This window comes from Roseobacter sp. (assembly GCF_039970775.1).
Taxonomy (GTDB): domain Bacteria; phylum Pseudomonadota; class Alphaproteobacteria; order Rhodobacterales; family Rhodobacteraceae; genus Roseobacter.
In genome coordinates, this window is the sequence record NZ_JBDVLG010000026.1 from 130,724 (window position 1) to 141,171 (window position 10,448).

The 10,448-nt window shown below is 57.7% G+C and carries 14 protein-coding genes; 4 read left to right on the top strand and 10 right to left on the bottom strand.

The genetic code is table 11. From position 1 onward, the window contains the following. Position 1 precedes the first annotated feature (1 nt). The 6 genes from ABJH13_RS06025 to ABJH13_RS06050 all read right to left on the bottom strand — a co-directional run bounded on the left by ABJH13_RS06025 (position 2) and on the right by ABJH13_RS06050 (position 4,462). A complete protein-coding gene (locus tag ABJH13_RS06025) occupies positions 2-280 on the bottom strand; it encodes an MSMEG_0570 family nitrogen starvation response protein (RefSeq protein WP_348405316.1) in 279 nt (92 codons plus the stop codon). Further along, positions 273-1,256, bottom strand: coding sequence for a sll0787 family AIR synthase-like protein (locus ABJH13_RS06030; RefSeq protein ID WP_348405317.1), 984 nt, complete (start codon positions 1,254-1,256; stop codon positions 273-275). The genes ABJH13_RS06025 and ABJH13_RS06030 overlap by 8 nt, the downstream gene beginning before the upstream one ends. Continuing rightward, positions 1,253-1,804 carry an MSMEG_0567/Sll0786 family nitrogen starvation N-acetyltransferase gene (locus ABJH13_RS06035; RefSeq protein ID WP_348405318.1) on the bottom strand — a complete coding sequence of 184 codons (552 nt, stop codon included), beginning with the start codon at positions 1,802-1,804 and terminating at the stop codon, positions 1,253-1,255. The genes ABJH13_RS06030 and ABJH13_RS06035 overlap by 4 nt, the downstream gene beginning before the upstream one ends. Then, positions 1,801-2,901, bottom strand: coding sequence for an MSMEG_0568 family radical SAM protein (locus tag ABJH13_RS06040; RefSeq protein WP_348405319.1), 1,101 nt, complete (start codon positions 2,899-2,901; stop codon positions 1,801-1,803). Before ABJH13_RS06040 ends, ABJH13_RS06035 begins: the two co-directional genes overlap by 4 nt. Next, positions 2,888-3,874, bottom strand: coding sequence for a Nit6803 family nitrilase (locus ABJH13_RS06045; protein ID WP_348405320.1), 987 nt, complete (start codon positions 3,872-3,874; stop codon positions 2,888-2,890). The genes ABJH13_RS06040 and ABJH13_RS06045 overlap by 14 nt, the downstream gene beginning before the upstream one ends. Positions 3,875-3,979: 105 nt before the next feature. Then, on the bottom strand, positions 3,980-4,462 hold the full coding sequence (locus ABJH13_RS06050; protein ID WP_348405321.1) for an MSMEG_0572/Sll0783 family nitrogen starvation response protein: 483 nt from the start codon (positions 4,460-4,462) through the stop codon (positions 3,980-3,982). A 266-nt stretch (positions 4,463-4,728) separates the two neighbouring features. Here ABJH13_RS06050 and ABJH13_RS06055 point away from each other — a divergent pair, with 266 nt between their 5' ends. Continuing rightward, positions 4,729-6,093, top strand: coding sequence for a PLP-dependent aminotransferase family protein (locus tag ABJH13_RS06055; RefSeq protein ID WP_348405322.1), 1,365 nt, complete (start codon positions 4,729-4,731; stop codon positions 6,091-6,093). A gap of 42 nt (positions 6,094-6,135) precedes the next feature. Here the strand turns inward: ABJH13_RS06055 and ABJH13_RS06060 are convergent, their stop codons facing one another. Then, the gene (locus ABJH13_RS06060; protein ID WP_348405323.1) at positions 6,136-6,579 is read right to left on the bottom strand and encodes a PACE efflux transporter; all 444 of its coding nucleotides are present in this window, start codon (positions 6,577-6,579) and stop codon (positions 6,136-6,138) included. Between the two features lie 314 nt (positions 6,580-6,893). Here ABJH13_RS06060 and ABJH13_RS06065 point away from each other — a divergent pair, with 314 nt between their 5' ends. After that, positions 6,894-8,105 carry a hypothetical protein gene (locus ABJH13_RS06065; protein WP_348405324.1) on the top strand — a complete coding sequence of 404 codons (1,212 nt, stop codon included), beginning with the start codon at positions 6,894-6,896 and terminating at the stop codon, positions 8,103-8,105. Positions 8,106-8,477: 372 nt separating this feature from the next. Here the strand turns inward: ABJH13_RS06065 and ABJH13_RS06070 are convergent, their stop codons facing one another. The 3 genes from ABJH13_RS06070 to ABJH13_RS06080 form a co-directional block, all read right to left on the bottom strand. Beyond that, on the bottom strand, positions 8,478-8,936 hold the full coding sequence (locus tag ABJH13_RS06070) for a tRNA (cytidine(34)-2'-O)-methyltransferase (RefSeq protein ID WP_348405325.1): 459 nt from the start codon (positions 8,934-8,936) through the stop codon (positions 8,478-8,480). A 95-nt stretch (positions 8,937-9,031) separates the two neighbouring features. Beyond that, positions 9,032-9,526, bottom strand: coding sequence for a hypothetical protein (locus ABJH13_RS06075; RefSeq protein ID WP_348405326.1), 495 nt, complete (start codon positions 9,524-9,526; stop codon positions 9,032-9,034). 12 nt (positions 9,527-9,538) lie between these two features. Further along, positions 9,539-10,105: a MobA/MobL family protein gene (locus ABJH13_RS06080; protein WP_348405333.1), complete on the bottom strand. Its 567-nt coding sequence runs from the start codon at positions 10,103-10,105 to the stop codon at positions 9,539-9,541. Between ABJH13_RS06080 and ABJH13_RS06085 the strand changes: the two genes are divergently transcribed. Both ABJH13_RS06085 and ABJH13_RS06090 read left to right on the top strand, forming a co-directional pair. After that, the gene (locus ABJH13_RS06085) at positions 10,084-10,242 is read left to right on the top strand and encodes a hypothetical protein (RefSeq protein WP_348405327.1); all 159 of its coding nucleotides are present in this window, start codon (positions 10,084-10,086) and stop codon (positions 10,240-10,242) included. The genes ABJH13_RS06080 and ABJH13_RS06085 overlap by 22 nt on opposite strands. An 8-nt stretch (positions 10,243-10,250) precedes the next feature. Continuing rightward, positions 10,251-10,448, top strand: a 198-nt coding sequence (locus tag ABJH13_RS06090) for a carboxymuconolactone decarboxylase family protein (RefSeq protein ID WP_348405328.1), incomplete at its 3' end; no start/stop codon positions are given.

Below are 10,448 nucleotides of genomic sequence, written 5' to 3' on the forward strand. Positions count from 1 at the left end.
CTCAGGTGATCGACAGACAGGTGACGTCTGCGGGTGCGGAAAACGCGCAGGCGTTGCGTTCGAGAGTGTCCAATTGCGCGTCCGCTCTTGTGCAGCGATAGCCAAATGTGGCCTCAACGCGGGTGCTGGCCTTGTCGAGGGCGACCCGGCACCGTGCCATAAAATCATCGAGCGGATACGTCGTGCCTGCGGTCAAGAATTCCCGCACAACCGTGGACGGCGAATAGCAATCTTGGGTCTGGCCATCGGGCCATCGAATGGTAAACCGGATTTCAGGCATGAAAGGCCTCTTTGGCTGAAAGGTTCAGGTAGGGGGTGCGGGCGTAGTCCCAGAAGAGCGCGGTTCCCTCGCGGCCGACCAGCTGCACGGTGCTGCCGTTGGTGATGTCACCGCAAACGGCGGCAGACACTCCCTGTTCGTCAAAGGCGGCGCAAATGGCATCGGCCTGCGCGGCGCGTGCGCTCAGCAAAAACCCAAAGCTGGGGAAGCTGCGCAGCCATCTGTCCAGGTCAACGTCCTTTGGGCGCGGCAGGGCATCAACCTGAATGTCGATGGCAACGCCAGAGGCTTCGGCCAACATCAGGGCCGTGCCGACGATGCCGCCTTGGCTGATGTCTTTGCCCGCGCGCAGATGGCCTGCTTCGGCCAATTTGGGCAAAATCTCCATCGTGGCGCGCAACGTCTGGGGCGGCGAGGTCAGCGCCGCGTTCCAATTGTCGAAGGGTTCGCGGTAGCTGCCGCGCAAATCCATCGCGCAGATCAAAACGTCGCCGGGTTCGGCGGCAAAGCTCGATATCACCCGTCGGGCGTGGCCCAAAATAGACACAGATAGCTGAAGTTCGTCGGTGTGCAGGTTCGTGTGGCCGCCCACGATGGGCACGCCATAGGCGTGTGACGCGGCCTTCATTCCGGCCAAGACGGGTTGCGCCTGTTCGGCGTTGGGGGCCCAAATCGCGTTTGTGACGGCCTTGGGGCGGCCGCCCATTGATAAGATGTCAGAGATGTTCACCATCACGCCGCACCATCCTGCAAACCAGGGATCAGCCTGCACAAAGGCGTTGATGAAGCCCTCGCAGGCAAAGAGGTCGTACCCGCTTTGGGTTGGCAAAACGGCGCAATCGTCACCCGGTTGGCCTGTGCTGTTTGCCGTCAACCCAAGGGTTGCGGTGCTTTGGGCGATGTCCAGTTTGCTGCGGATGGACGGGTGGTCACGCAGGGTGCGCGCGATCTGGCGCAGGGGCTGTTGGGGTTTCATGCGGCGCGTCTCCGACGAGGGGGCAGGGACTTCCACCCCATGAAGGGGTCGAGGATGGCGGGATAGGCCGTCAGGTTTGCCTCCATCTCCATGTGGGGCACGCCGTGCACTTCGATCTCGCGCAACGGGGCCCAATGCAGCCGTTTGAACAGCGTCACGTTTTGCATCTGCACCTGCGCCAAAAACCGGTCACAGCCCCGCCCATGCGCGGTGCACACCGCCAGTCGGATCAGTTCAGCGCCAAGCTGCCCCATGCGTCGGTGGCTTTTGGCAACGGCCAAACGCGACCCACGCCACAGACGCGGCGTCTCTTCGTGAATGCGCACCGTCCCAACGACCTGATCAGCCTCTGATGCAATCGTGCTGATCGCGGCCAATGGCATTGCGATGGCGTCTATCGCGTCGCGGTCGTGGGTTTGGAATATGCCCTGTTCCTCGACAAAAACCTGACGGCGCAGGGCTTTGATGCCGTCCAATTCCCATGACTGTGCCGCCGCGCGAATGATGAAGTCGGGCGATAAAAATACGCTGGGAGACTGAAAGCTCATGACACTCTCAGCTTTTCGTAAACCGACAGCGCCGAACATGCACCGCATTTGGCGCACCCGGCCTTCACGCTTTCGGCGTTCATGCCCGCGCGCAGGATCATGCCCGACAGGGGTTTCAAAATGCGGGCCATAAATGCGGCATCTGGTGCGGGGTGGCTTTCCATTGGTGTGCCGGACACCGGTATGAACGGCACCACAAAGGGATACACCCCGATCTTGCACAGCTCTTGCGAGGTTTCCAAAATCGCCTCGGGGGTATCGCCCAAACCTGCAAGGATATAGGTGGATACCTGCCCCCGACCAAAGATCTTAACGGCGGCCTTGAAGCTGTCGAAATATTTCTCAAGACTGACCTGCGCCTTGCCGGGCATAACCCGCGCGCGTACCTCTGGGGTGACGGCCTCAAGATGCATCCCCAACGCGTCGATGCCGGCCTCAAACACCCGTTCGTGCCAAATATTGTCTTCGGGGGGTTCGTATTGGCCCTGAATGGGCAAATTGACCGCGGCTTTGATCGCGCGGGCGCTGTCGACCATGACCGACGCGCCGCGGTCCTTTCCGGCGGGCGTTCCGGTGGTCATGACCATATGTTTTACGCCGTCCAGCTCCACGGCGGCTTTGGCCACTTCGGCAAGCTGTTGGGGTGTTTTATGCGCAATCGTGCGGCCCGCCGCCAATGATTGCCCGATCGAACAAAACTGGCACGTTTTCTTGCGGCTTTCATAGCGAATGCAGGTTTGCAAAACGGTGGTGGCCAGAACATCCTTGGAATGCAGCGTTGCGATTTTGTTGTATTCGACCCCGTCTGCGGTTTTCAGGTCGTAAAACTTGGGCCGCGACGGAAACCGGATCTTGGCCATCGGTTGGCCCGATTTTGTGACTTGGGCAAACCCGTCGCCATCGGGCGCCTGCACCAGATAGGGGCTGTCAAAGGCGGGCGCTGTGTGGACGGGAACCATCACAGTGGCATCGCCAACAATCACTGCCTTGTGGTCGGTTGGGCCCGCGCCGCCCCGGCGGCTTTCCATGCCTGCGGTCGGGTCAACCAAACGCATGCCATGGGTTTGCAATTCATTGATAAAATCAGCTTCCGACATCATCTGCCTCCACGTCTGGGGGGGTCATTGGGTCTTGGGGGTCTTCAATGCGGCGCGCAGGCTGGGTGGCGCGCGCATCGTGGACAAGGTGCAACAATTCGGGGCGGGCATAGTGGCCCACGCTGTCCATCATGCGTTTGCGTTTGGCCACCAGCCGCATGTCCAAATCCGCGATGAGTATGCCTTCGCCTTCGGTCAGTGGCGGCACAACATGGCGGCCTTCTGGGGAAACGATGCAGGTCATACACCCGCCTTGCAGCCCCTTTTGCAATTTGGGGTCGTCCGAGATGCTGTTGATCTGGTCTTGGGTCAGCCATCCCGTCGCGTTGACAACAAACGCGCCGGATTCCAGCGCGTGGTGGCGCATGGTGACTTCGATCTGTTCGCCGAAAATGGGGCCAACCAGACTGCCGGGGAAATGACCGACATGGATCTCTTCGTGCTGGGTCATCAACGCATACCGCGCGAGGGGGTTGTAGTGTTCCCAACAAGCCAGCGCGCCAATGCGGCCAACCTTGGTATCAACCACCTTGAGGCCCGCGCCATCGCCTTGCCCCCAGATCATCCGTTCATGATAGGTGGGCGTGATTTTGCGGCGTTTCAGGGCCAGCGACCCGTCCGCGTCAAATACCAGTTGTGTGTTATACAGTGATCCGTTGTCGCGTTCGTTCACCCCCAAAACAACCACAACGCCGCGTTTGCGGGCCGCGTCTGCGACGGCTTGCGTATCGGGTGACGGCACAACGACGGCCTCTTTGTACAGGCGCAAATGTTCGGGGCCTTGCTGTACGGGGGGCAGCACAAACGAGAAATATGGGTAGTAGGGCACGAAGGTCTCGGGAAAGACGATCAGTTCAGCGCCCTTGTCGGCGGCCTCTGTGATTGCGTTCAAGACACGTTCAACAGTGCCCGCGCGGCTTGTCAGATCAGGTGCAATCTGAACAGCGGCGGCTCTGACGGTGTGATCTAACATGGGCCATCCTTTGTGGATGATGGGCGGGCCAGACCCGGCCCAACGAGGTGTGAAAATCTGGCGCCTGCGGGGCTGCGCCGTTGCCGCCCCGCAGGTTGAAGGGGTTTAGACGGTCCAGGTGTCTACGATCACCGCGTCGTCACGGATGTGCAGCAGTTTGAGGTCCAGCACGTCTTGTGGGGCAATCGGTGTGATGCCCGGAAGCAACGACGGCTCTCCGTGGCCCATCAACATTTGCAGCGCAAAGCGGCAGGCATAGACCTTGCCGCCTTCTTTCATGAACTTCGTCAGGTTTGCGGCGTAGTTCTGTGCGCCGGGAAAGGCTTCGTCGCCCAATGTCGGAAAGCCGCGTTGCACCCCCAAGGAAACGCCGGGACCATAAAGCAACACCGAGGTTTCAAACCCTTTGCGTTGCAGGCGGATCGCCTGAAGGATGTTCACCAATCCGATAGAGCCTTCAAAGGCAACGGAATGGAACGTGACGAGGGCTTTTTGGCCTTCTTCGGCCTGCACGTCTTCGAATACTTTTTCTTCATAATCTACAAAGAAGTCACCGTCTTTGTGGGCTGGGGTTGTTACCTTAGGCATTGCGCTCTCCTGTTGTTCGCAGTTGGGTTGCTTCAGGCTAGTCAGGTCGTTGGGCAGCCCGCCATCGATCCATACAATTTTACCATCAATCTAATTGTATTGATTGTATGCCTTTGCTTAATCACTGTGCGATACATCCACAAAATAGCAAAAATTTAGGCTATTCTTGGCTGAGATCGGCCTTTACACCCCATTTTTAGCCACTCATATTGAATGCAAAATATGCATACAATTGCGCCAGATCGGCCAAACACCACGAGGGCAAGATGGAAAACTGGTCTCACAGAATCGAACATTCCAAGAAACCGCGGTATCTGGCGATCGCCGATTGCATCGCCCAAGACATGAAAGACCGCGTTCTTTTGCCCGGTGATCGGCTGATGCCACAGCGGCGGTTGGCCGATATGATCGGCGTTGATTTCACCACCGTGTCGCGCGGCTATACCGAAGCGATCAGCCGGGGGCTTGTTGAATCCCATGTCGGGCGCGGCACCTTTGTGTTGCCCCAGCACAGCATCAGCAGTTCTAGTGATGAACGCCGTGCAATGGCCAATGACCTCACGATGAACGCGCCGCCCGAACCCACAGACCCCGACCTGATTGAACGCATGCGATCGGGGCTGTCTGTTGTGTCCGAGGATCTGGTGCACCTGCTGCGCTATCAAAACCCGATTGGCGGCGACGTGGACAAAGAGGCCGCGTCGATTTGGCTGTCTATGCGCGGGCTGGTGCCCAACCTTGACCGGGTGTCCGTCACACCGGGCGCCCACGCGACTATGTTGGCGATTTTAACCGTGCTGGCCCGTCCGGGTGATTGTATCCTGTGCGAAGACATCACCTACGCCGGTTTCAAAAAGATCGCCGCGCAGTTGGGGTTGGTCTTGATCGGGTTGCCGATGGACAAAGACGGTGTGTTGCCAGACGCCCTAGACGCCGCCATTCGCCGCCACAGCCCCAAAGCGCTGTATCTCAACCCGACGCTGCACAATCCCACGACCATGATTGTCCCGCAGCATCGGCGGCTCGACATCGGCGAGGTTGTCAAACGTCACGATCTGCCCCTGATCGAAGATGACGCCTACGGGTTTGTCCTGCCCGATGCGCCGCCCCCAATGGCCACCAGCGCGCCCGAGCAGACATGGTACATCGGGGGCCTTGCGAAATGTATCGGGGCGGGGTTGCGTTTGGCCTATACGGTTGCACCAAATGCGCGCGGCAACTTTGCCATCGAAAACGGAATTCGGGCCTTTTCGGGCATGGCGTCGCCGGTGTGCATGGCGCTGGCGACCCGTTGGGTTTTGGACGGAACCGCAGACCAGATCCGGCGTTATATCCGCAAGGAAAGCGCCATTCGGCAGGGTATGGCATCAGATAAAATCACCGAGGCCACATTTCTTTCGCATCCGCATGCGTTCAACATTTGGCTGGAATTGCCGCAAAACGTGACTTGTGCGACGCTGATGTCGCATATGTCGAACCACGAGATTGGCATCGCACCTGAAAGCGCATTCCGCACTGTGGGGGATCAGGACCGATTTGTCAGAATTTGTCTGGGGGGGCGTATCCAGCGCGAAACGTTGCCCAGCTTGCTGTCGCATCTCAACAATCAGATATGGCAGCTAAATCAATAAGTTTGGCGGTGATGGGGGCGCACATTCCTGATTTATGTGGGTCTATGACGGTTTGGCCCGCGGTACTTGCACCGGTCGCAGGCGGTCATAGGCAAGGTGGAACACATAGGCGTAGGCTGTGTAAAACGCCGTCAGGCCGATGTTGACCGCCAGCGATTCCGCAAAGGATAAACGCCCCACAGACATGACGATGGGCAACGTCAAAACCACTGCGCTGACCTCGTGAGATATGGCGTGACCAATTCGCAGCCAGTGGGGTCTGTCGCTTGCTTTGCGCGCCGAAAGCCGGAAGTCAGTGAGGTCAAAGAGGGTGTTGTGCACCGGGGTCCACACAAGCGCGACAAGCGACAGCAACGTGATCAGCAGCATGCTGTGCCGTGAGGTGCTGCCTGTGGCAATCGCAAAGACCGGCACCGCCAACGTCAGCCCTGTGATCTCAAAACACAGTGTTTGCAAAACGCGCTCTCGGAGGGATCTTAGGGCCATGTGCCACCCGCCCCGGATCGCAAGGTGAACGGCCTGCCCGGCGATGCCGGTTGTTTGTGTCTGTCGTATCTCATCTTTGGTTTGTTTGTCCTGACGGTGCATTGCGGCCCAAAACGTTCCAAATCTGATACGCTGCAGTGCGCGTACAGACAGTTCCCAAATGTGAATGTCAGGTGGGGTTCTTTGAGACGCTTGGCGCGGCCGGGCTATGGGGACGTTGACTTGTCCGGGGCGGGCTGAATAGGTGGTCAGATTGTGTTGGGCAGCTGCCATGCGGGCGGTTGGGTCCCAGCGATGTTACTTTGGAAGAACCCATGATCCACACCGTATCCGCAGAGAAAACGCGCCAGTTGCTGACCACGATCGATGCACTCTACGATGCCGTCTGCAATCCGGAGAATTGGGAGACGTTTCTGGCCGCTTCGTCGCACCTGTTTGAGGCCCAGGGGGCGCAGATTGGCCATCATGATCTGGCAAATCACCAGCTGTCGTTTAGCCGCCTGCACGGCTATGCATGGGATCAGGATCATTATCGGCGCTACGACGAATTGATGCCCGAAGACCCGCGCCTTGCGCATTTTTCCAGCAACCCCTTTGTGCCTATTCACTGCCGGATGAGCGTATCGGACGAAACCTTGCATGCCTCGCGGATCTACCAAGAGGTGTTGGCGCCCGGTGGTGTTGAATATTCTCTAGGGGTCAATCTGCGCGAAGAAGACCAGTCGTTGTCGTATTTTCTGGCGCTGCGGAATCGTCACCAAAACCGGTTTGGAGAGACCGAATGCGCACTATTGCAAGAACTGATACCGCATCTGAACCGCGCTTTGTGGCTGAAACGGGATCTGGCTACGATAGATTTTGAACGCAACATTGCTGCCGATACTTTGGATGTGATGGCGATTGGTATCATTGTGGTGGATCGGTCGTCGGCCATTCGATTTGCAAATCATACGGCCCGTGAAATCCTGCATGACCGTGATGGGATTTTTCGCGAGCATGACAAAATTCACGTCTCAAGCGACCCCGGAAACAGCCTGAAATCTTGTATCGCGCGGGTTCTTCATAAGGCGCAGATCGGGGCTGCGTGCGGCGGTGAAGCGATTGCTCTTAATCGACCATCGGATGGTGAAAAACTCGCGGTTTTTGTGTCTTCTGTGTTGGTCGACAATCAGCAACCCGGATGGGCGCAGGTTGCAGAACCCCTTGCGCTTTTGGTCCTGCGGGACCCGCGCAGACCCGTCGAAACGGAAAACGAAGTGTTGTGCCGGGTGTTCGGTTTGACCCCGACACAGTCCCGTTTGGCCGGGTTCATGGTGCAGGGTCTCACGGTGCGCGAAGCTGCGGGCGAGGCTGGGATTACCGAGGCCAGTGCGCGTCAGTATCTGAAAATCGTCTTTCAGAAGATGAACGTTACACGCCAAAGTGAAATGATGATGAAAATGCTCGAGCTGCCAGCGCCACGTAAATCCGCGCTGCCGTCTATGGCCGATGGCGTGCGGATAAATGGAAAGCCCGAAGGCTATTGAGATAAAGGTACGGGTTTGCGCTTTGCTGAGGCACTGTTGAAAAGATCGCCGTTTTGGTTTGCTTGATGGCTGGTAGGAAGCGACGCATCCTCGTAAGGCTCAGGAACCGTGCTCGCGCGGTGGCAGTGGCGGGGCGGCGCAATCACGGCAACCCACTGACCTTGTCTTGCGCGCGTTATTGATGGCCGCCTGGCTGCGTAAATCTGTTCTCTCAGCACCCATCATAACGTCCTTTCGCAGTGCACAGCACCTTTCTGTCTTAGATGATTGTCGTGTACCCGTGCCTGCCCTGTTTTCGGGGGGGCCCCATCCATCTTTGACAGATGAGGGCGTGCTGTCTGGGGCTACGAACGACTTCGCCAAATTGCCGGTTCAGCCGCCCAACTGACTGCGCATCGCTTGATAGACAACCGCTGTTGCTACGTTTGCCAAGTTCAGTGATCGAACGCGCGTATCGAGCATGGGCAAGCTGAAGGTTCGGTCTTCCATCCCATCCAGTATCGCCGGTGGCAGGCCTTTTGATTCACACCCGAATACCAAATAGGCATCTTGTTGATAGTCGGGGTCATAGAGCGTCTGAACACCATGTTCTTCGAAGAAGAATAGGCTATCCGGCACTGGCTTGTGATCATCCAGAAAGTCCTGCCAGCTATCATATTCGGTCAACTGCACGTACTTCCAGTAGTCCGTGCCCGCACGCCGTACTGCTTTCTCATCTAAGGAAAAGCCGTATGGCTTGATCAGGATCAGTTCCAAGTTCAACGCAACGCATGTCCGCCCTATAGCGCCGGTATTGTACGGGATTTCAGGTGTTACCAGTACTATTTTCATGAATTTTCAGCCACAATACATTTGATATTTCTGGGTTAAGGATGCAGCGTCAGCCATGCATGACTCTCTCATTTGCAAAAGTCGAATTCGACAATCTACCGATCTTCAAGAAACTGATGAGCTTCAAGAAGTGTTGTCGCTAGACCTTCAAAAAAACCAGGCACGCCAACATCTATAAGGCCGGATGGTGCGTCACTTTCGGCCGGTTTCACAGGGAACAGCGCGTTTGGCGTATCGCGCAATTCCCGGTAGCTTGCACCTGTTCCATGCTTGAGCACGTTGATTGCGAGATAATACTGATGAACCCTGTCGGCGAGGTCCGTGTGCCCAGCATCAACAAGCACCGCTTTCAGTTTGCGTGAGAATGGACCCCGTTTGAAGTGATGCTGCATGCGCGCTTCGAACACTGAAAACGTATCAACGGCAAGCAATTCAAGTGCGGCATAGGCCACGCGAAGGTCTTCAGCTTGAGTGCCTGAGCCATTCTGCCCTTTAAAATGATCTCGAACCTCTGCAATCCGATGTTCGGACGTCTTTGCGTTGGCGAGCGCCGCCGCAACCAGTTCCGGCACACTAAGTAAAGTTTCCATGCGGCAGTCTCCTTAAGTTCCAATCTCCCTTAAGGGGACTGTTGCATTAGCTTGTAGACAGTTAGTTTGAGTTAGGTAACCCTCGCGCATCTGCGCGATCTCGACGCCGCCAGTTTTGGCCGCATCCAGCACCAGCGTCTTGGTGGTAAAACCCTCGGCTTCCAGCTGCCAGGTCGTGGTCAAAACATGCGCATGATGATTGCGCTGGTCGCCTTCGCGGTGCGACGCATGAATGGCTACATCGACGGCCACGCCATAGCGCGCCACCAGCTCTTCAGCAAACGCCCGGGTGATCTGCGAGCGCTCCCCGGCACTGACCTCCGAGGGCAAGGCCAGCTCCCACTCACGGGTGGTGACAGAGTTGCGGCGGGTCTCGCTGGCCTCAGCGGCATTCCACAACGCGCCGCGATCCTGCGCCCAAGCTGGGGCAGTCTCGGGGGCGACAATGAACGTCTCCTCGATGCCAGACTTGCGGGTGTAATCATGCGCCCGCCCCTCGCGCTCACACGCAAGACGCTCGCCTGCCCCCGGAACGGCTGAGAGCGCTGCTGGAGCTGATGCAAGACAGCGACGCAGCAGGCGGGCTCATCGCCCGCGCGGCCAACCGCTTCCTGTGCAAAGCCAACCGGGAAGCGGTTTCCGTCCTGTCGAACGCGCAGCGCCACCGGATCACCTCGGTGTTCCTCGTCCTGCCGCCCAACCGGATGGACGCCTAGCAGATACAGTGATCGACATGGCCTACGAACGCTTTTATGCGCGTCCGGGCCTCGACCTGAAAAGCCGCTACATTGCAACCATCGCGGCATTGTCGGCAATGGGGGCCCAAACTGCACCGCAACTCCGGATCAATATTGAGGCTGGGCTGAAAGTTGGTTTGAGCGAAACGGAAGTCGCCGAGGTGATTTGGCAAATGGCGCTCTAC

Excerpts from the sequence above, each read along its gene's own strand:
- ABJH13_RS06025 (WP_348405316.1), bottom strand. The coding sequence starts at position 280 with ATGCCTGAAATCCGGTTTACCATTCGATGGCCCGATGGCCAGACCCAA.
- ABJH13_RS06030 (WP_348405317.1), bottom strand. The coding sequence starts at position 1,256 with ATGAAACCCCAACAGCCCCTGCGCCAGATCGCGCGCACCCTGCGTGAC.
- ABJH13_RS06035 (WP_348405318.1), bottom strand. The coding sequence starts at position 1,804 with ATGAGCTTTCAGTCTCCCAGCGTATTTTTATCGCCCGACTTCATCATT.
- ABJH13_RS06040 (WP_348405319.1), bottom strand. The coding sequence starts at position 2,901 with ATGTCGGAAGCTGATTTTATCAATGAATTGCAAACCCATGGCATGCGT.
- ABJH13_RS06045 (WP_348405320.1), bottom strand. The coding sequence starts at position 3,874 with ATGTTAGATCACACCGTCAGAGCCGCCGCTGTTCAGATTGCACCTGAT.
- ABJH13_RS06050 (WP_348405321.1), bottom strand. The coding sequence starts at position 4,462 with ATGCCTAAGGTAACAACCCCAGCCCACAAAGACGGTGACTTCTTTGTA.
- ABJH13_RS06055 (WP_348405322.1), top strand. The coding sequence starts at position 4,729 with ATGGAAAACTGGTCTCACAGAATCGAACATTCCAAGAAACCGCGGTAT.
- ABJH13_RS06060 (WP_348405323.1), bottom strand. The coding sequence starts at position 6,579 with ATGGCCCTAAGATCCCTCCGAGAGCGCGTTTTGCAAACACTGTGTTTT.
- ABJH13_RS06065 (WP_348405324.1), top strand. The coding sequence starts at position 6,894 with ATGATCCACACCGTATCCGCAGAGAAAACGCGCCAGTTGCTGACCACG.
- ABJH13_RS06070 (WP_348405325.1), bottom strand. The coding sequence starts at position 8,936 with ATGAAAATAGTACTGGTAACACCTGAAATCCCGTACAATACCGGCGCT.
- ABJH13_RS06075 (WP_348405326.1), bottom strand. The coding sequence starts at position 9,526 with ATGGAAACTTTACTTAGTGTGCCGGAACTGGTTGCGGCGGCGCTCGCC.
- ABJH13_RS06085 (WP_348405327.1), top strand. The coding sequence starts at position 10,084 with ATGCAAGACAGCGACGCAGCAGGCGGGCTCATCGCCCGCGCGGCCAAC.